We start from the raw sequence: 19,438 nt of genomic DNA, 5'->3' as shown, positions 1-19,438 counted from the left end.
GAATGCCTTCATGTTGCTGGATGGTGATCCAGACCACAACTACCGAAGCCGTTTTCTCTTCATATTCGTTGCCTAAGTACCCCGCGGACGACCGGTTGAACGGCGAAAGGCCGCTCCGCGCCGATGGCGCGAAGCGGCCTTTCTCGCTGTGGCGGGACTACTACCCGATGTTCGCGGACAGATCCGGGATCATGCGGTAGACCTCGTCGGCCCAGTAGTTCCAGTTGTGCACACCCACGGCGGGGAAGTCGTAGGTGACATTGTTCGCGCCCAGGGTGAGCATCCTGACCTGGAACGCGCGGGTGTTGGCCAGGGCCAGCGCCTCCAAGCCCATCGCGTTGAGCGTGTTGAAGCTGATGCCGTCCGCCCCGCTCGGCAGGCCGCTACCGGCGGAGACCCACAGGCGGGTGTTGTTCGCCTTCAGGCGCGGCGCGAACACGAACGGATCCATCCGCAGCCACTGCGGGCCCCACGGCGGCGCCATCGCGTCGATGTTGTAGCCGCCCGCGTCGAGCATCGCCACGCGCAACGCCTCACGCATGCCCGGCGCGGAGATGTTCAGGTACCCGGAGTACGAACCGGCGTAACGGAACTGGTCGGGGTGGTAGGCCGCCAAGGTGAGCGCGGCGCTGCCGCCCATGGAAAGGCCGAAGACGCCGTTGCCGTTCGGGTTGAACCCGAGGCGGTCGCGCAGCGCCCAGCGAAGGTTGTTGGTGAGGAAGGTTTCCCACTTGTAGGTGCTGGTCTTGCCCGGCCCGCCCGCGGAACCGGTCAGCAGGCCGGAGCCGGAGTTCGCCGAACCGGTGGAGGACGAGCCCGCGCTGCCGAGGCCGAAGAAGTCGCTCGGGCCGTTCCAGTCCGCGTAGAAGCTGGACTGCCCGCCGACCGGCATGACGACGTTGATGTTCCACTTGGTCAGCTCGCGCGCGACCTCGGTGTCGATCTCCCAGCCGCTCAGGTCGGTGCGCGCCCGCATGCCGTCCAGCGCGTACACCACCCGGCCGGTGTTGCCGTCGGCGGCGCGGAAGATGCGGGACTTGATCGGCCCCATTTCGGAATCGACCCAGAAGTCGAAACCATCCGGATTGAACGCGGCGGACGCCGGGGCGGCAGGGCCTGCCACCGACACCCCGAGCGGTAGCAGAACGGCCAGCGATACCAGCATGGACCGCTTGAGCCAAGAACCTGCTCTTCGAGAATTAAGACGACGCCCGATCACGCCTCGCATCAGTTTCAACCTTTCGTTTGCACAGCGACAGCGGCAAGCCGTCCACACGGTAACCCGCCCATGCCCACGACCGGTGGACGCCAGGCCGGGCATACGGTCGTAGCGTATATCGGTATCGACACGGTGGCGTTACCAAAAAGAGATAAAGCGGCGTACGCCACTTTATCTACCTCGGAAAATGAGACCACTGGGCCCACCGTGCCAGGTGGGCCCAGTGTGATTCACGGGATCAGCGCTGCGCGACCAGCTGCGGGAAAGGATCTTCCAGTCCGCACCGCTGGATCTCGTACTTCGGCACCCGGTCGATGCGGTACTTCGCGAATCGCAGCGCGTTGCGCAGGTTGTGCCGGAAACGCTCGAAGGTGAGCGGATCGCGGTAGGAGATCAGCAGCGCCTGGGTGTCGGGGCACGACATCGCCGTCCGCGCCTGGGTGACCCACTTCTCGTCCAGGTACCAGGGCATCCACGGCTTCTTGTCCACCATGCCGGTGTCGACGACGACCCAGTCCGGGTACAGGCTCTTGTCGTGCCCGATCCGACCGTCGGTGAGCCGGTCGGTGTGCGCTGCCAGCGGGTAGGCCAGTCCCATCGGATCGATCACGGGCACGTCCAGCGGAACGTTCATGCTGGTCATCCCGAGATTCAGGAAGTAGACCGTGTGCCCGGCGCCACCGGCCGGAATCGGCTGGGGCGGCGGCGCGACGTACCAGAACATGAACGACGGCGAATTGAGCAGCAGCCCGCCGTTCGGGGTGTTGGTGATGTCGTCGACCATCGCGCGGATGCGCGGGTAATCCAAGTAGTCCTCGGCCAGGATCGGGTGGTCGTGCCCGGTGTTGAGCACGTAGTACACGCGCTCGTCGACGATGCCGGTGGAGGTGATCTTGGTGCCGGTCTTGATCGCGGTGGTGTTGGCCGCGAACAACGCCCAGCCCGCGACGCCGGCGAATGCCACGGCGAGCGCCGCCAAGGACCAATCGGCGGCGGTGGCCGCGCGCACACCGCCCTCGGGAGCCCGGATCGGCAGGACCGCGACCGGGAGCAGGAACAGGAACAGCTGGGGCAGCAGCATCCGGCCGTGCATGAAGTCGCCGCCGACCCGAAGCGCGTAGACAGTCAGGATGAATCCGCTGAACAAGACCAAAGCGACCACCGCGCCGGGTGAGCGCAGCCACTCCTGAATCCGGCCGATCGACCAGCCGCGCGCCTCTCCGTCACGGGCCGTCGTGGCCACCCCCGTGCGCGCGGCGAGTACGCCGGCGATCAGCAGCACCAGCAGCGGCGCCCACAGGAAGTAGGGGCCGACGAGATCCCACAGGTAGGTGAAGCCCTGGCCCCACTTGGCGCCGCCCGCGTCCTTCGCGACGGCGGTGTTCGGGTAGGGCAGGCCGTAGTAGCCCATCCGCCAGATCTGGTAGCCCAGCGGCACCAGTCCGGCCACCGCGACGATCACCGCGCGCAGCACGAGCGGCCGCAGCCTGCTCTCGGGCATGGGGGCGCAGAAGATCATCAGCAGCGCGAGCGCGCCGACCAGGGTCATCTCGGGACGGATCAGCGGGGCCAGCCCGGCGAGGAAGACCAGTCCGAGCAGGCCGGGCAGGCGCACCGATGCGGCCTGACTCCAGCGCATCAGCTGCCACCACAGCAGGCCGATCCAGCAGATCACCAGGCCGCTCTCCAGGCCGGAGGTGGCGTAGTCGCGGGCCGGGGGCAGCGCGATGTAGACCAGCACGCCCGCGGGCAGCAACAACCCGGTGCTGGTCCCGCCCCACAACCGGGCCGAGCCGAGCATGGCGAACACGACCGCGGCCAGCGACACCGTGAGCGCGACGCCGAGCACCACGTACTCGAGCCGCGCTTGGGTCAGCCAGCTGAAGAACCAGACCAGATAGGTCCACGCGGTGCTGGTGTTGGTTTCGACGCGCTCGCCTCGGTTGAAGACGGGGCCGTTGCCCGCGAGCAGGTTGCGCACCGTGCGCAACACGATGAGACCGTCGTCGGCGATCCACCGCCGCTGCCAGCCCCCGACCGCGAAAAGAACAACGGTGAGCGTGATCCCACCGACGAACGTGGCTTTGGACAGACGCGGGGACCGCTCCGCTACCAGCATCTCGTCAGGTGAGATAGACAGCGACACCTACCGCTCCGATCCAGGCGATTGCGAGCAGCTGCAGGACGCGGTCCCCCAGCGCGATCTCTTCCGGCTCCCCGGCCTCGCCCCCATCGACGTCCACCGCGTAACGCAGGATGGCGATGGTAAACGGGATCATCGAGATCGCGAACCAGTTGGTGTCCTTGATGCCGTCCTGCTGGAACGCCCACAGCCCGTAGAACACCACCACCGCCGTCGCGGCCAGCGTCCAGATGAAGCGCAGGTAGGTGGGCGTGTAGTACTCCAGCGACTTGCGGATCTTGGCGCCGGTGCCGAGCGCGATCTGCAGCTCCGCGTAGCGCTTGCCCGCCGCCATGAACAGCGAGCCGAAGGCCATGATGAGCAGGAACCACTGCGACAGCTCGATGTCGGCCGCCGCGCCGCCGGCCACGGCGCGCAGCAGGAAGCCGGAGGACACGATGCAGATGTCGAGCACGGCCTGGTGTTTGAGCCCGAAGCAGTAGGCCAGCTGGATGCCGATGTAGACCGCCATCACCACGGCGAGCTGCCACGACGCGAGGAACGATCCCGCGATCGACCCGGCCAGCAGCGTCGCCGACAGCAGGTAGGCCAGGTTCACCGGGACGACGCCTGCTGCGATCGGCCGGAAACGCTTGGTCGGGTGCGCCCGGTCGGCCTCCACGTCGAGCGCGTCGTTCACCAGGTAGATGCCCGAGGCGGCCATGCAGAACATCACGAAGGCGATGCCGACGTGCGAGAGCACATCGACGTCGGTGGCCGTGCCCGCGGCCAGCGGCGCGGCTAGCACCAAGACGTTCTTGACCCACTGCCGCGGACGGACTGCCTTGAACAGACCGCCGGCCAGCGTCTTGGGCGGGCCCTTGACTACCGCCTCGGCCAGGTCGGCGCCGGTCGGCTCTTCACTCATGTCAACGAAGGCTCTTTCTTGTGCGGTCACTGTCGAGTCTCTTTTCGGCGGCGAGCAGGGCGGCGGCGGACGCGGCGCCGAGCGCGGAACCGGCGAGCACGTCGGTGGGGTAGTGCACCCCGAGGACCACCCGCGAAAGCAGCATCGGGGGGACGAGCACCGCAGGCAAGGGTAGCCCGGTCAATCTGCCGAGCAACACGGCCGCTGCCGTCGTCGAGGTCGCGTGCGAGGACGGGAAACTGAGTTTGCTGGGCGTCCCCACGTTGACCTGCACCGACGGGTCGTTCGGCCGCGGGCGGCGGACGACGCGCTTGATGACGATCGAGGCCGCGTGCGCGCCGACGGCGCCGACGGCGACCCCGGCCCACTGCCTGCGCCGCGGCTTGTCCACCAGCCAGCCCGCGGCGGCGATGCCGACCCAGCCGAGCGCGTGCTCGCCGAAGTGCGACAGGCCCCGCGCCGCGGACACCACCGCGGGTTTGCTGCCCAGGGTGGCCTGCACGGCGTTGATGATCGCGACCTCCGGCGGCGTCTGCCCGGCCGCGGGCGGGTGCGCGGACACCGGACCGCCGTGGCCGTTGGCGCTGGGTGGCGGCGGCTGCACCGCCGCGTCGTCGGCGGCACTCGCTCCGAGACTCACTGCTGCCCATCCTTCGTGTCGATGCCGAAGACCTTCTCCCAGGCCGCGGTGCTGGTCAGCTGCGGGTGGGCGGCGCGGTAGCGCTGCTGCATCTCCGGGAAGCGGGCGGCCAGCTCCTTGCGCAGGCGCATGGCCTCCTTGAACAGGCCGAGCGCCTGGCGCGGGTCGCGCTTGCGGTAGACGACGCCGCGGCCGTCGGCCGTGGTGACGGTGACGCCGTCGACCTGCGAGAGCAGGAACCAGCGCGCGTCCAGCGTCGGCACGTTCAGCTGCGGGGTCTCGTGGTGCTCGGTGCGCGCGGGGCGGAAGTTGTGCACCACGCCCTTGGCCAGCCGGACCACCTTGGCGATCGGATTGGCCGGCTCGCCGACCGTACCGACGTCGATGTGGCTGGCCAGCGGCAGTTCGGTGGACGAGGGCAGGATCACCGCGTCCGGGTACTGCTTGCGCAGCTCGTGCACCGCGCCCAGCGCGCTGGGCAGCAGCTGGAACAGCCGCTCCGGGCCTGCGAGGAAGTCGCGGATGGCGAGGTTCTGGATCGCGACCGTCGAGTACTCCAGGCACAGCAGATGCTTCAGCGTCGCCTTGATCGTGTTGACGACCATGCCGCGCCCGTTGCCCGGCAGGTGCAGCGAGGCGACGACCAGGCGATTGCGCAGGTGGAAGTACGCCTGCCAGTCGATGGCGTCGTCCTTGTCGCTCCAGGCCATGTGCCACACCGCCGCGCCGGGCAGGGTGACGGTCGGGTACCCGGCCGCGCGGGCGCGCAAGCCGTACTCCGCGTCGTCCCACTTCAGGAACAGCGGAAGGGGCTGGCCGAGCTCCTCGGCGACACGCCGCGGGATGACGCAGGTCCACCAACCGTTGAAGTCGACGTCGATGCGCCGGTGCAGCAGCTTGGAGTTGTCCCGGTCCTTGAGCGGGTACTTCGAGAAGTCGTGGTCGTACTCGACGTTCGGCGCCGCGGTCCACATGAAGATGCCGCGATCGACCACCTCGCCCATGACGTGCAGGTGCGAGCGCTCCTGCAGATTGAGCATCTGGCCGCCGACCAGCACCGGCGACTTCGCGAAGCGGGCGAAGGCCAGCGCGCGCAGGATCGAGTCGGGCTCGATCTCGATGTCGTCGTCCATGTAGACGATGTATTCGGCGTCGGTGGTCTTCAGCGCCTCGTACATCACCCGGCTGTAGCCGCCGGACCCGCCGAGGTTGGGCTGGTCGTGGATGGACAGGCGATCCCCGAGCGCGGCCGCCGATTCGGCGAAGCCGGGTTCGTCGACGACCTTCTTCGTGCCCTGGTCGGGGATGATGACGGCCTGGATCTTCTCCAGCACCAGCGGGTCAGAGCCGAGGGCGGCGAGGGTCTTCACCGCGTCGGTGGGCCGGTTGAAGGTGGGCATGCCGACCGCGATGCTGCCATCGCCGGGCGCGTCGACCGGCGCGTACCAGCCGCCGGACAGCAGCGTGACCGCCGTGTCGGTGGTGATGTCGAACCAGATCCAGCCGCCGTCCTCGAACGGGCCGAGATCGGTCTCGAATTCGACGACCACCGAGTCGGCGCCGGACGCGACCGCGAATTCCTTGCCCTGCACGTGGATTCGCGAGCCGTCGGCCTTGGAGCGGTACACGTCCACCCGGCCGTGCCCGGCCAGTTCCAGCCGCAACACCACCGACGACAGGATGCTCCAGCGCCGCCAGTAGCTCGCGGGCAGCGCGTTGAAGTAGGTGCAGAAGGAGACCTCGGACTCCGCGCCGATCGACAGCGAGGTACGGGTGGTGGCGTGCGCGCGCCTGGCGTTGGTCGCCGATTCCTCGACGTAGAGCGTGCGCACGTCCAGCGGCTCACCCGGCCGGGGCAGGATGATGCGCTGCAGCAGCGACTTCGCGCGGGTCTCGGTGGTCATGTCTTCCAGAATGGATTGGGAGGTCATCGCGCTCCTACGCCTCCTGGTCGACCAGCGGCGCGCCGTCCGCCAGATGCGGGCGCAGCACGTTGTCGAACATGCTCAGCGCACTGCCGATCGCCATGTGCATATCCAGGTACTGATAGGTGCCGAGACGTCCGCCGAAGACGACCTTCGCCGCGGCGGTCTCCTGCTTGGCCAGCTCACGGTAGGCCAGCAGTTTCGCCCGGTCTTCCGGTGTGTTGATCGGGTAGTACGGCTCGTCGCCGGTCTGGGCGAACCGGGAGTACTCCCGCATGATGACCGTCTTGTCGGTGGGGTAGTCGCGCTCGGGGTGGAAGTGGCGCGGCTCGATGATGCGGGTGTAGGGCACGTCCGCGTCGTTGTAGTTCATCACCGAGGTGCCCTGGAAGTCGCCGACCGGCAGCACCTCGGTCTCGAAATCGATGGTGCGCCAGCCCAGTTCGCCTTCGCGATAGTCGAAGTAACGGTCCAGCGGGCCGGTGTAGACGACCGGGGCGTCCGGGTTCTCGGCGCGCACCTGCTCGCGCACCTCGAACCAGTCGGTGTTCAGGCGCACCTCGATCAGGTCGGAGGCGGCCATGTTCTCCAGCCACTTCGTGTAGCCCTCGCGGGGCAGGCCCTCGTAGGTGTCGTTGAAGTAGCGGTTGTCGAAGGTGTAGCGCACCGGCAGGCGGGTGATGTTGCCCGCAGGCAGCTCCTTCGGGTCGGTCTGCCACTGCTTGGCCGTGTAGTCGCGCACGAACGCCTCGTAGAGCGGACGGCCGATCAGCGAGATGGCCTTCTCCTCGAGATTCTGCGCGTCCTTGGTCTCGATCTCCGAGGCCTGCTCCGCGATCAGCGCCCGCGCCTCTTCCGGCGAGAAGTAGCGGCCGAAGAACTGGGAGACCAGGCCCAGCCCCATCGGGAACTGGTAAGCCTGCCCCTTGTGCATCGCGAAGACACGGTGCTGGTAACCGGTGAACTCGGTGAACTGGGTGACGTAGTCCCACACCCGCTTGTTCGACGTGTGGAAAAGGTGCGCGCCGTACTTGTGGATCTCGATCCCGGTTTCCGGATCCGGCTCGGAGTAGGCGTTGCCACCGATGTGGTGGCGCCGTTCGATCACCAGAACCCGTTTACCCAGCACGGTGGCGGCGCGTTCGGCAACCGTCAGCCCGAAGAATCCGGAGCCGACGACGATCAGATCGAACTGTGAGGCGGAATGGACGGAGGTACCCGGGGACGATGCGACGGTCACGGGAGCCCAGAGTATCGGAAGTCCCCGCCGTGTCCCGGTGGAGTCGCGACTGTGCTGAGCCGCACCGCTGGGCGCACCCGGTTTCACCTTCCTGACCTGGCAATTTCGCCGGATGTTTGCCGGAATGCGGTTCCCTGGCAACCGACCGGTGGTTTACTGCCGCCGCCGAATGATCGCGCACGGCTGCGGGTGGCCCCGGCCGGTGCGCGATCAAGGGGTCTTCCGAGCTTCAGGCCGGGAAACCGACGTCGAGTTCCACCTTGTCCCGCTCGGTGTACAGCCGCCAGTAGTGATCGCCGAGTTCGCCGCCGCTCATCCGGACGATCTCCAGGCCGGCCGGGATCACCTCCGGATTCTCATCGATGATCTGCGCGGCCTTGCTGCCGTCGATCAGCGCGCCGATGTTGAGCAACCCGACGTAGACGCCGGTCCCCCGGAATTCGACCGCGAGCTGGCGCAGGTATCCGCGCTGGGCGGCGAGCGCTATGCCGAAGTTGGCCAGGTAGGGCGCCACGAAGTGCTCGGAGGAGCCCGAGGAGAACAGCAGCGCGCCGTCGCCGCGCTGCACCATCTTCGGCGCCAGCGCCCGCGTCACCAGGATCGGCGAGTGCAACTTCAGCGCGATCGGCGCGTCGAGGGAGGGGAGGTCCACCGCCAGGGTGGAAGGCAGCCGGTCGCTCATGTTGCCCGCCGCGCCGTGCATGGCCACATCGATCGTCCCGAAGGTCGCCTCGATCTTCTCGATCACCCCGGTGACCTGCGCGGCGTCGGTGACGTCCGCGGGGAAGGCCGCGGCCTCGATCCCCTCGGCGGTCAGCTCGTCGGCGTGCCGCCGCGCTTTCTCCGGGTCACGCCCGATGACGGCCACCCGGAATCCTTCGCGCCCGAATCGGCGTCCCGTGCCCACGCCGAGACCCGGGCCGTAGCCGAAGATCGCGATGATCTTGGACATTGCCACTCCTTAAGTTGAGACATGGTTCAAGTTATTCGGCCCGACAGTAGCATTAAGTTGAACCCATGCTCAACATATGCACGCATGCCTCATTTGTAGGATCGGCCCGTGGACAAGCCGTTACGCAGCGATGCCCAGCGCAACCGGGACGCGCTCGTGACCGCCGCCCGCGCCGTCTTCGAAGAACGCGGCCTCGACGCGCCGCTGAAGGAGATCGCCGCGCGCGCCGGGGTCGCCATCGGCACGCTCTACAACCGCTTCCCCACCCGCGACGACCTCATCGCGGCCGCGGTCGAGGACCGGATCGAAGCGGGCAGCCGCATCGCCGAGGACGCGCTCGCCATCGATGACCCCTGGGAATCGTTCGTCTACCTGGTGGAGCAGGTCTGCGCGCTGCAAGCCGCAGACCGCCTGCTCAGCGAACTGGCCGTGCGCGCCGCACCGAGCCGCGCCATCGCGCGGGCCCAGGAGCACGGCCACGGCCTGATGCGCCGGATCATCACCCGCGCGCAGGAAGCCGGAGTCCTGCGCGCCGACTGGGTACTCGAGGACATCGCCTTCATCACCTGGTCACACACCAGAATCGTCGAGGCGACCAGTCACATCGCCCCCGAAGCATGGCGTCGCCATCTCGGCCTGATCCTCGACGGCCTGCGCGCGGAGGCCGCCCATCCGCTTCCGGTGCCTCCGATCACGGAGGACCAATTGATGCACGCGCTCGGACGCGACGACGCTGGTTGACCGTGCCGCACGCGTAGGCGAATGTCGCCTTCACCGAACACTCAGAGATGCGGTCCGGCTGCGCCGCTGAGCTCGAGGCTGCTGCCCAGCGGACGAACCGACGGCCGGTACGTGTCTTTCGTACCGGCCGTCGGAGGGTTGTGTGCTACAGCCGTCGCTCGGCGTAGACCTTCATCGCGTCGCGCACGAACTCGGCGGTGCCCGCGCCGTGCACGTCGTAGTTCTGCGCGAAACGTGGGTCGGCCACGTACATCTCGCCGAGGTTGACGAAAGCCTCTTTCACCACCGGACGACCCTGCCAGCCGACGCCGATCCACTCGTAGTGGCGCTGGACGATGGCCTGCACCTCGTCGGCGTCGGGCGCGAGCCCGTCGGCGTGCGCCCGGCCGTAGTCGGCGGCGATGTCGAGATGGGTTTGCTGGAAGTTCTTCTTGTCCTTCTCCGACATCGAGCCCCACCAGCGGTCGCCGCGCTCGTAGGCCTCCTTGCCCCAGCGTTCGATCACCTCGTCCTTGTACTTGGTGTGGTCGAAGCCGTCGAAAACTTCTGCTGCCACGAGTTGTTCACCTCTTTCCGTCTTCTGCAGCGTGGTTCGCACCGACTCGATCTGCCGCCGGATCCGATCCTGTTCCTGCCGTAGCAGTTCCAGGTGCGTACGCAGCGCGGCGGCGGTTTCCCGCTCGCCGGCGAGGACTTCGGCGATGACCGGAAGGCCGAGGCCGAGTTCCCGCAGCAGCAGGATGCGTTGCAACCGCACGAGGGAGTCCTGGTCGTAGTACCGGTAGCCGTTGGCTCCGATCCGGCTGGGCGGCAACAGCCCGAGCTGCCCGTAGTGGCGCAGCGTGCGACTGGTGGTACCGGCCGCCTTCGCCAGATCCTGGATGGACCATTCCTTCCCGCCCACGACCCTGTTTTCCTTTGTGCTCTCGTCGGTGTAACCAGCTTGCAAGTTGACGCTACGTCAAGGTCAACCCCTTTATGCGATCGATTACGGACCAGCGGGCCGGATCGCACCGCCAGCCGTGGCGTCACCCCCGTTTGCCACGTTTTCCGGTGGGGCGATACCGCCGGGTGCAGCGGTGCCGTCAGGCGTAGCCGCAGCTCCAAGGGCATCGGCACCGCCAGCAGCCACGGCGGCACCGTCGGGCGTAACGGGACCACCGGACACAGCCGCATCTCCATGCGCACCGGGCTGAGCCCCACCGCCGGGCGGCACGGCATCGGGCCGAGCCGCCGCGCCGGACGGAACCTGCTGCGCTGCAGCCACTTCCGGCACCACCTGCAACACGCGCGAGTAGTCCACCACCTGCGCGCCCAGCGTGGGCGTCGCGATGATCACGCCGTTGGTGTACATCCGGTAGGTGCCCGCGTGCTGCGGCAGGATCATCTGCGGTCCGATCGGCGTGCCGAGCGAACTGTTCGCGCCACCGATGCGGCGGTACTCGGCATCGATCGCCGACTCGGTGGCCGCCGACCGCGCGGGCGGCTCCGCGCCCGGCGCGATGGCGAGCAGTTGCCCGGGGGCGGGCCCGACGTCCATGGTCCGGATATCCGCCGGTGCCCCTCCGTCGGGTGCGGCGGAGTACTCCGTGCGCAGGATCCGGCCGTCGCGCAACAACACCGTGCCCGCCGTGGCGGCTACGGCCGCCGCCGTCCGCGGGTCCTCCCGCTCGGTGCCGGGATAGCTTTGGCAAGCCGTGGTGTCGCACGTCTGCGCGTACGGATAACGCTGCTCGGCGAGGACATACGAGCGCGCCGCGATCGCCTGGGCACGCAGCGCCTCGGCCGCGCCCTTGTCCGCCCAGTTGGCCTGCACCTCGGCCGGGACCACCCCGAGCAGGTAATCCTCGACATCCACCTGGTTGATCGTGCGGGCCGCGCCGTCGTCGAGGGCGACGCCGAGCACGCCGCGGTAGGAGGGACCGCCGCACAGCGTGAGGTGTTCGGCCACCGGGCGGTTCGGCCGTGGGTCGATCGGATGGACCCAGGGGTCGTCGGTCGACGCCTGCCACAGCACGTCGCCGTCGCAACCGACGGTCACCGTCACGTTCGCGCCGCCACCGGGCAGCGGCGTCAGGTGCGCGGCCTGGCCGGGCGGGAGCTGTCGGCCCGCCACCCGCAGGCCGGTGGCGGCGAAGACGTCGAGCGAAGAGTCGTCCCGCGCCGCGAGGCGGACCCGGACGGCGGCGGGCGCGACGGCGCCGAGCGTCGCGCCCGGGTAGTAGTGCGCGAGGATGCGTTCGGCTGCCCATCCCGCTCGCGCGTTCTCGAACGCGCCGACCTGACTCAAGCCACGGCCGTGTCCCGGCCCCGCGAGCTGGCGATAGGGCACGTGGTTCGGCCAGGCCGAGAGCACGACGAGGACTCCAGCGACCAGCCCGACTCCGCCGAGCAACAGGGCGGAGCCGCCCAGCGCGTTCCCGCATGGCCTCCCGGCGGGGCCCCGCCCGGGGAATATCGCCCTTACCAGCAATTTTCGGTTCCCCCGCATGGGCCTATTACGATGCATCGGTTCACTCCCGCGGTTTACGAGACCGTAGCTCTCCTACTTTTTCCGCACGTTTTGCAGACGCGCCAGCAATCGAACAGCTACATTCAGGCAATCACATAATCCTCAACCAGAGGTTTAGCCATGTGACAAATGTGGTTATTGTGACCATTGATACATCAGGAAGTGACCCTTTAATCACACGATCACTGGTACGACCTGATTGGAGACGCACGTGCGGTACCGCAAACCGAAACGCTCCTACGTGCTACCGGTTGTCACCACCCTCGCGGTAGCTGCCCCGCTCGGCACGCTCGCGCTCAGCGATTCGAACGACTACCGCACCGCCACCGACAGCGAACCGGCCACCGTCTCGGCCGGGCTCGCCGAGGTCTCCCTGACCCACGCCCCCGATATCGTGTTGCCGCTGCGCGAACTCACCGGGCTGAACCTGCCTGATCTGCATCTTTCCGACCTGCGCATGCTGCCGATCGCGGCGGGCATTCCGATTCCGGAAGGGCCGCTGCCACCGGGCGCGCAACCTCCGGAAGGAATGCGACTACCCAGTTCCAATTCCAGCCAAACCTCCGAATCCGAATTAATGCCGAGCCGATCGGACCGAAGCACGAATTCCGCTGGTCAGCCGATTTCCGGACCGCCGGCGAACAGTGTGCGCTTCATCGCCGATCCCGCCCGGCTCCAGCCCGGCACCACGCCCGACACCCCCGCGCTGTCTCCCGGTGCGGTGAACCCCGAACTGATGAGCCAGGTGGGGGCACAGGTCAAGGAACTTTCCAGCGACACGCCGTTCAGCATGGTCGCACTCACCGCGCGAGAGCTGGCCGACACCAAAGCCACCATCCGCGCTCGGCAGCCCGACGGCACCTGGGGCCCCTGGTACGACACCGAACCGGTGGACACCCACCGCACCGATCACTCCGGCCCCGGCCCCACCGACGGCACCGAGCCGATCTACGTCGGCAACACGAACGCGGTGCAGGTGCTGGTCACCCGCAAGCAGGCAGCGCGGACCATCCAGCCGGTGGCGCAGCCCGGACCCAGCGCCGACGACCGGTCACAACCAGCCGACCCGGCTCAGCAGGCCGCGGACCTGACCGCCGTGCTGATCGATCCGGGCCGGGCCGCCGCCGACGGCGATCTGCACAGCGTGGCCGCCGCGCTGCCCGGCGGCGGACCGAGCGTGATCACCCGCGCCCAGTGGGGCGCCGACGAATCGATCCGGTGCGCCGAGCCGACCTACGACGACCGTCTCGGCGGCGTCACGGTGCACCACACCGCGGGGCGCAACGACTACAGCAAGTCCGAGTCGGCGGGCATCGTCCGCGCGATCTACACCTATCACGCGAAGACATTGGGCTGGTGCGACATCGGTTACAACGCGCTGGTCGACAAGTACGGGCAGGTCTTCGAAGGACGCTTCGGCGGCCTCGACCGCCCGGTGCAGGGCGCGCACGCGGGCGGGTTCAACGAGAACACCTCGGGCGTCGCGCTGATGGGCAACTACGAGTCGGAGCCACCGAGCCAGGAGGCGCTCCAGGCGATCGGCGCTTTCGTCGGCTGGCGCACCAAGATCGCCGGACTCGATCCCAAGGGCTCCACCACCATGTACTCCGAGGGCACTTCCTTCACCTCGTACGCCGAGGGCGAGGCGGTGCAGTTGCCGGTGGTCTTCGCACACCGCGATGTCGGCAACACCACCTGTCCCGGCGACGCGGCGTACGCGCTGATGGATCGGATCCGCGACATCGCCGCCGGTGCGCCGGACGCTTCTGGCGCGCCCGACAGCCAGGTGCCCCCACCAGCGGAATCCGACGTGGCGGCCCTCGCCGCGCTGACCACCAAGCTGCTGAACATGGTGCAGGAGAACATCATCGCCAGGCACTGGTCGCAGTCCGGCGGACCGAACGGCCCGCTCGGCGCCGTACGTTCGGATGTGCTGCCCGCCGCGGGTGACCAGCAGTACGCGAAGTTCGCCAACGGCTATGTCTACACCGCCGCAGACGGGCAGGTCGTCGAGGTGCTCGGCAGCATCCTGGACCGCTTCCTGCAACTCGGCGCCGACACGGGTGTGCTCGGACTCCCCCTGCGCAACGCCTATCCGGTCCCCGACGGCCTGCGCGCCGACTTCGAGCACGGTTCATTGATCCTCGACCAGATCACCGGCCTCGTCACGACGGTGTGGAAGACCTACAACGACACCTATCGAGCGGAAATGAGCCGGAACCCGGTCGCAGCGCAGGTGAGTGCCCCGATCCCGCACCGTCCCCCGGCGCCCGCCGCCGCCACGGCTACGGGCGGCGCGCCGATCCCCGGCGGGCCCGATCGTTGATCTCCGCTCGGAGCCCGTGCCCGACGCGCGGGCTTCGAATCGCTCCGTCACCCATTTCTCTCACACCCACCAGCGTTCCAGGATGCGCGCGACTCCGTCGTCGGAGTTCGATTCGGCGACCTCGTCGGCGGCGGCGATGGCCTCGGGGTGGGCGTTGCGCATCGCGACACCGTGGCCGGCCATGGTGAGCATGGGGACGTCGTTGGGCATGTCGCCGAACGCGACGATGGTGGACGCGTCCACGCCGAGCCGCTGCGCGACCACGGCCAGCCCCGCGGCCTTGGTGATGCCGGGGGCGGACAGTTCGATGAGTCCGTGCTCGGTCGAGTAGGTGATGTCGGCGCGTTCGCCGATCAGCGGCGCGAGCACCGCGCGCATGTCCGAACTGCGCGCGCCGGGCAGCCGGATCAGCATCTTGATGGCGGGCGCGTCGATGACCTCCTCCCTGGCGACGGAGGTGTCGTCCGGGTTGAGCCAGGCGTGCTCGTACTGCGGCGAGCTGACGAACTGCGGCGTCACGGCGTCGTGCGCGCTCTCGCCGACGCGTTCGGCGGCCAGACCGCAGCCGGGCAGCGCCCGCTCGGCGATGTCGGCGAGCCAGGCCAGCGTCGGCACGTCCAATGCCATGCTGGTCAGCACCCGGTCGGCGGCGCTGTCGTAGATCACCGCGCCGTTGCCGCATACGCACAGCGGCGCGTACCCGAGCCCCTGCACCACCGGATCGATCCAGCGCGGCGGGCGTCCCGTGGCCAGCACGAACGGCACGCCGTCGGCGATCAGCGCGCCCACCGCCGCCTTCGTCCGCGCGGTCACCCGCTCGTCACGGTCGATGAGGGTGCCGTCCACGTCGGTGGCGACCATCTTCGGTTTGGGGAGGTGCAGGGGCGTCACCCGTCCATCCTGCCGGACAACCTCCGGCTCGCGCCCGGCCACCGTGGCCGGACGGGCTCCGGACATGCCCGGATGTCGTGTGGCACGCGCGCCGCGAACCGCGTCCTTATGATCGGGGGCTAATACCGACGCTGGCCCGCCCAGCCGAAAGACCAGAGGACTGATGACCGGCTTCCTGCTACGACGCGCGCTCAACTATGTCGTGCTGTTGCTGCTGGCTTCGTTCCTGACGTTCAGTTTGGCGTCCCTGACGTTCCGGCCGCTGGACAGTCTCGAACAACGCAATCCGCGCCCGCCACAGGCAGTGATCGACGCCAAGGCCGAGGAGCTGCACCTCAACGACCCGATCCCGGAGCGGTACGTCACCTGGCTCAAAGGCATTCCGCACGGCGATTTCGGCACCACGCTGGCCGGTCAGCCGGTCAGCGAGGAACTGCCGCGACGGGTCGCGGTGAGCCTGCGGCTGCTGATCGTCGGTTCGCTGGTCGGCACGGTGCTCGGGGTTCTGATCGGCGCGGCGGGCGCGATCCGGCAATACAAGTTCAGCGACTATTTCACCACGGTGGTGTCACTGCTGATCTTGAGCACGCCGGTCTTCCTGCTCGCGACGCTGCTGAAATACGGTGCGCTGGAGATCAACTCGCTGACCGGATCGCAGATCTTCCTCTACACCGGCGAGACGTCGGCCAACACCATCGAAGGGTTCGGGCCGCAACTGCTCGACCGCGTCCAGCACCTGATCCTGCCCACCACCGCGCTGGCGCTCGGCGCGATGGCGAGCTACAGCCGCTATCAGCGCAACGCGATGCTCGACGTGCTGCAGAGCGATTTCATCCGCACCGCCCGCGCGAAGGGTCTCACCCGCAGCAAGGCGCTGTACAAGCACGGCCTGCGCACGGCGCTGATCCCGATGGCCACACTGTTCGCCTACAGTCTCGGCGCCCTGATCACCGGCGCGACGTTCACCGAGAAGATCTTCGGCTGGCACGGTGTCGGTGAGTGGCTGGTCGACTCGATCAACGCCCAGGACCTGTACGTCGTGGTGACGGTCACCGCGTTCGCAGGCCTGGTTGTGCTGGTGTCGGGTCTGCTGTCCGACATCGTGTACGCGATTCTCGATCCAAGGGTGCGTGTGGGATGACGGAAACCGAGATCATCGTCCAGGGCGCGCCCGAGGTCGCCGCGACCGGGCGGCGCAGGCTGGTGCTGCGGCGCTTCCTGCGCAACAAGCCCGCCGTCGCTGGTGGCCTGATCCTCATCGCGCTGTTCGTCGTGAGCTTCGCGCTGCCGCCCTTCCTGCCCTACGACTACCAGCAGCTGGACTACACCGCCCTGCTGAAACCGCCGAGCCCGGACCATCCCTTCGGCACCACCCAGATCGGGCAGGACGTCTTGGCGCAGACCCTGCGCGGATTGCAGAAGTCGCTGGTCATCGGCCTGTGCGTCGCGCTGCTGTCCACCACGATCGCCGCCACCGCCGGCTCACTGGCCGGACTGCTCGGCGGCTGGACCGACCGGGCGATCATGTGGCTGGTCGATCTGCTGCTGGTGGTTCCGAGCTTCATCGTCATCGCGCTGTTCGCGCCGCGCACCAAGGGCAGCGGCTCCATTCTGCTGCTGATCGTCCTGCTGTCCTGCTTCGGCTGGATGATCTCGGCGCGGATCGTGCGCGGGCTGACACTGAGCCTGCGTGATCGCGAATTCGTCCGAGCCGCCAGGTACATGGGCGCGCCGACCCGCACGGTGATCCTCAGCCACGTCATCCCGAACATCGCCTCGATCCTGATCATCGACACCACGCTCACCGTCGGCTCGGCGATCATGGCCGAAACGGGTCTGAGCTTCCTCGGTTTCGGTGTGCAGCCGCCGGACGTGTCACTCGGCTCGCTGATCGCGGCGGGGACGAAATCAGCGTTGACTTATCCCTGGCTGTTCCTGTTCGCAGGTGGTCTGCTGATCATCACCGTGCTGTGCGCCAACCTCGTGGGCGACGGACTGCGCGACGCGTTCGATCCCGGCGCGAAGCGGGCTCGGTCGAAGAAGAAGGCGAAGGCATGACGAGCGCGGGAACAACCGAGAAGACGATCGAGACCACCTCGACCGCGCCCCTGCTGGAGATCACCGATCTGCGGGTGTCCTTCCCCAGCGAGGAGGGCCGGATCGACGCGGTGCGCGGCGTCACCTACACGGTGTCCGATGGTGAAGTGCTCGCCATCGTCGGTGAATCCGGGTCGGGCAAGTCGGTGTCCTCGCTGGCCGTGATGGGGTTGCTGCCGGAGCAGGCGCGGATCACCGGTTCCATCCGTTTCCGCGGACGCGAACTGCTCGGGCTGGGCGATCGCGACCTGTCCAAGCTGCGCGGCAGTTCGATCAGCATGGTGTTCCAGGACCCGCTCTCGGCGCTGACGCCGGTCTACCGGGTGGGCGATCAGATCGCCGAAGCCCTGCTGGCGCACGGCAAGGTGAGCAGAGGCTCAGCCGCGAAACGCGCGGTGGAGCTGCTCGACCTGGTCGGCATCCCCGATCCGGAAGTGCGGGCCAAAGCGTTTCCGCACGAGTTCTCCGGCGGCCAGCGCCAGCGCGTGGTCATCGCGATGGCGATCGCGAACGACCCGGCGCTGATCATCTGCGACGAACCGACCACCGCGCTGGACGTGACGGTGCAGAAGCAGATCCTCAACCTGCTGCGCAAGGCGCGCGACATCACCGGCGCGGGCGTCATCATGATCACCCACGACATGGGCATCGCCGCCACGCTGGCCGACCGCGTCGCCGTCATGTACGCGGGCCGGATCGTCGAAACCGCCCCCGCCGCCGAGCTGTTCGACGCGCCGCGGATGCCGTACACCGTCGGTCTGCTCGGCTCGATCCCGCGCATGGACGGTCCGCCGCGACGACCGTTGATCCCGATCGTCGGCGCGCCGCCCGCCATGCACGCGCTGCCGCCCGGCTGCTCGTTCGCACCGCGCTGCCCGGTGTCGATCGACGAATGCCGGGCGGCGGAACCGCCTTTGGAGACGGTCGGGCCGGGGCATACCGCCGCATGCATCCGCACCGCCGAGGTCGGCACCGACGAGCTGTTCGAGGCGTATCGGCGCGAGATCGCCGAGCCGGAGGCCGAGGCGCAGGTGGACTCGGATGTCGTGCTGCGGGTTTCGGACCTGGTGAAGGTCTTCCCGATCACCTCGGGTGTGGTGCTGCGCCGCCGCAAAGGAGAGATCAGGGCGGTCGACGGCATCAGTTTCGAGGTCCGGCGCGGGCGCACCTTGGCGCTCGTCGGTGAGTCCGGCTCCGGCAAATCGACCACTCTCACCCAGATCCTCGATCTGGTGCCGCCGCAGTCGGGCGCGATCGAGATCATGGGCAGCGACGTCGCGACCCTGAGCAAGGCCCGCAAGCGGGAGATCCGCCGGAAGATGCAGATCGTCTTCCAGGACCCCACCGCCTCCCTCGACCCCCGTCTGCCGATCTTCGACGCCCTCGCCGAGCCGTTGCGCATCGACGGGCGGCCGCGGGCGGAGATCGCGCGCCGGGTACCGGAACTGCTCGAACAGGTCGGTCTGCGCCCGGAGCACGCCGACCGCTACCCCGCCGACTTCTCCGGCGGCCAGAAACAGCGCATCAGCATCGCCCGCGCGCTCGCGCTCGACCCGGAACTGCTGGTGCTGGACGAGCCGGTCTCCTCGCTGGACGTCTCGATCCAGGCCGGCGTGCTGAACCTGTTGCGCGACCTGCAAACCGAGCGCGGGCTGTCGTATCTGTTCGTCTCGCACGACCTGTCCGTGGTGCGGAACCTGGCCCACGACATCGCGGTCATGTATCGCGGCAAGATCGTGGAATACGGCTCGGCGGAGCAGATATTCGCCGATCCGCGACACGAGTACACCAGGGCGCTGATCGACGCGGTCCCGGTGCCGGCAGTCAGCCGATAGGCAGGAGGGC

At 68.2% G+C, this 19,438-nt stretch carries 15 protein-coding genes; 5 read left to right on the top strand and 10 right to left on the bottom strand.

The window, feature by feature from the left end:
• Positions 1–160 precede the first annotated feature (160 nt).
• The 7 genes from U3653_RS03140 to U3653_RS03110 form a co-directional block, all read right to left on the bottom strand.
• A complete protein-coding gene (locus U3653_RS03140; protein WP_244891850.1) occupies positions 161–1,228 on the bottom strand; it encodes an alpha/beta hydrolase in 1,068 nt (355 codons plus the stop codon).
• A gap of 229 nt (positions 1,229–1,457) precedes the next feature.
• Complete coding sequence (locus tag U3653_RS03135) at positions 1,458–3,338, bottom strand: arabinofuranosyltransferase AftB family protein (protein WP_323124362.1); 1,881 nt, start codon at positions 3,336–3,338, stop codon at positions 1,458–1,460.
• Between the two features lie 4 nt (positions 3,339–3,342).
• A complete protein-coding gene (locus U3653_RS03130) occupies positions 3,343–4,269 on the bottom strand; it encodes a decaprenyl-phosphate phosphoribosyltransferase (protein ID WP_195079691.1) in 927 nt (308 codons plus the stop codon).
• Position 4,270: 1 nt separating this feature from the next.
• Positions 4,271–4,831 carry a phosphatase PAP2 family protein gene (locus U3653_RS03125; RefSeq protein WP_195079886.1) on the bottom strand — a complete coding sequence of 187 codons (561 nt, stop codon included), beginning with the start codon at positions 4,829–4,831 and terminating at the stop codon, positions 4,271–4,273.
• 74 nt (positions 4,832–4,905) lie between these two features.
• On the bottom strand, positions 4,906–6,840 hold the full coding sequence (locus tag U3653_RS03120) for a glycosyltransferase (protein WP_195079690.1): 1,935 nt from the start codon (positions 6,838–6,840) through the stop codon (positions 4,906–4,908).
• 7 nt (positions 6,841–6,847) lie between these two features.
• A complete protein-coding gene (gene glf / locus U3653_RS03115) occupies positions 6,848–8,074 on the bottom strand; it encodes a UDP-galactopyranose mutase (RefSeq protein ID WP_195079689.1) in 1,227 nt (408 codons plus the stop codon).
• A 229-nt stretch (positions 8,075–8,303) separates the two neighbouring features.
• Positions 8,304–9,026, bottom strand: a complete 723-nt coding sequence (locus U3653_RS03110) for an SDR family NAD(P)-dependent oxidoreductase (protein ID WP_195079688.1) — start codon at positions 9,024–9,026, stop codon at positions 8,304–8,306.
• A gap of 108 nt (positions 9,027–9,134) precedes the next feature.
• Between U3653_RS03110 and U3653_RS03105 the strand changes: the two genes are divergently transcribed.
• Entirely contained in the window at positions 9,135–9,767 is a 633-nt protein-coding gene (locus tag U3653_RS03105; protein ID WP_195079687.1) for a TetR/AcrR family transcriptional regulator, read from the top strand.
• Positions 9,768–9,912: 145 nt separating this feature from the next.
• Here U3653_RS03105 and U3653_RS03100 read toward each other — a convergent pair whose 3' ends face one another.
• Together U3653_RS03100 and U3653_RS03095 are read right to left on the bottom strand one after the other, a co-directional pair.
• Entirely contained in the window at positions 9,913–10,671 is a 759-nt protein-coding gene (locus U3653_RS03100) for a MerR family transcriptional regulator (protein WP_195079686.1), read from the bottom strand.
• 84 nt (positions 10,672–10,755) lie between these two features.
• A complete protein-coding gene (locus U3653_RS03095) occupies positions 10,756–12,123 on the bottom strand; it encodes a SpoIID/LytB domain-containing protein (RefSeq protein WP_323124361.1) in 1,368 nt (455 codons plus the stop codon).
• Between the two features lie 367 nt (positions 12,124–12,490).
• On the opposite strand from U3653_RS03095, the gene U3653_RS03090 reads away from it, so the two are divergent.
• A complete protein-coding gene (locus tag U3653_RS03090; RefSeq protein ID WP_195079684.1) occupies positions 12,491–14,605 on the top strand; it encodes an N-acetylmuramoyl-L-alanine amidase in 2,115 nt (704 codons plus the stop codon).
• 60 nt (positions 14,606–14,665) lie between these two features.
• Here U3653_RS03090 and U3653_RS03085 read toward each other — a convergent pair whose 3' ends face one another.
• Positions 14,666–15,466, bottom strand: a complete 801-nt coding sequence (locus U3653_RS03085) for an HAD family hydrolase (RefSeq protein WP_397069720.1) — start codon at positions 15,464–15,466, stop codon at positions 14,666–14,668.
• 193 nt (positions 15,467–15,659) lie between these two features.
• Between U3653_RS03085 and U3653_RS03080 the strand changes: the two genes are divergently transcribed.
• Genes U3653_RS03080 through U3653_RS03070 form a run of 3 tightly spaced genes read left to right on the top strand, consistent with a single transcriptional unit; the run spans position 15,660 to position 19,428 of the window.
• Positions 15,660–16,637: an ABC transporter permease gene (locus U3653_RS03080; protein WP_195079682.1), complete on the top strand. Its 978-nt coding sequence runs from the start codon at positions 15,660–15,662 to the stop codon at positions 16,635–16,637.
• Entirely contained in the window at positions 16,634–17,554 is a 921-nt protein-coding gene (locus U3653_RS03075; protein WP_195079681.1) for an ABC transporter permease, read from the top strand. The genes U3653_RS03080 and U3653_RS03075 overlap by 4 nt, the downstream gene beginning before the upstream one ends.
• Entirely contained in the window at positions 17,551–19,428 is a 1,878-nt protein-coding gene (locus U3653_RS03070; protein WP_195079680.1) for an ABC transporter ATP-binding protein, read from the top strand. The genes U3653_RS03075 and U3653_RS03070 overlap by 4 nt, the downstream gene beginning before the upstream one ends.
• Positions 19,429–19,438 lie beyond the last annotated feature (10 nt).

Source organism: Nocardia implantans, from assembly GCF_035544775.1.
Lineage (GTDB): Bacteria > Actinomycetota > Actinomycetes > Mycobacteriales > Mycobacteriaceae > Nocardia > Nocardia implantans.
Note: the sequence above shows the minus strand (reverse complement) of the source record. Positions and strands in the feature narration are given on the sequence as shown.

Bases quoted from the DNA above. Each gene is read 5' to 3' on its own strand.
- U3653_RS03110 (WP_195079688.1), bottom strand. From the start codon at position 9,026: ATGTCCAAGATCATCGCGATCTTCGGCTACGGCCCGGGTCTCGGCGTG.
- U3653_RS03070 (WP_195079680.1), top strand. From the start codon at position 17,551: ATGACGAGCGCGGGAACAACCGAGAAGACGATCGAGACCACCTCGACC.
- U3653_RS03120 (WP_195079690.1), bottom strand. From the start codon at position 6,840: ATGACCTCCCAATCCATTCTGGAAGACATGACCACCGAGACCCGCGCG.
- U3653_RS03075 (WP_195079681.1), top strand. From the start codon at position 16,634: ATGACGGAAACCGAGATCATCGTCCAGGGCGCGCCCGAGGTCGCCGCG.
- U3653_RS03130 (WP_195079691.1), bottom strand. From the start codon at position 4,269: ATGAGTGAAGAGCCGACCGGCGCCGACCTGGCCGAGGCGGTAGTCAAG.
- U3653_RS03140 (WP_244891850.1), bottom strand. From the start codon at position 1,228: ATGCGAGGCGTGATCGGGCGTCGTCTTAATTCTCGAAGAGCAGGTTCT.
- U3653_RS03135 (WP_323124362.1), bottom strand. From the start codon at position 3,338: ATGCTGGTAGCGGAGCGGTCCCCGCGTCTGTCCAAAGCCACGTTCGTC.
- U3653_RS03080 (WP_195079682.1), top strand. From the start codon at position 15,660: ATGACCGGCTTCCTGCTACGACGCGCGCTCAACTATGTCGTGCTGTTG.
- U3653_RS03085 (WP_397069720.1), bottom strand. From the start codon at position 15,466: ATGGTCGCCACCGACGTGGACGGCACCCTCATCGACCGTGACGAGCGG.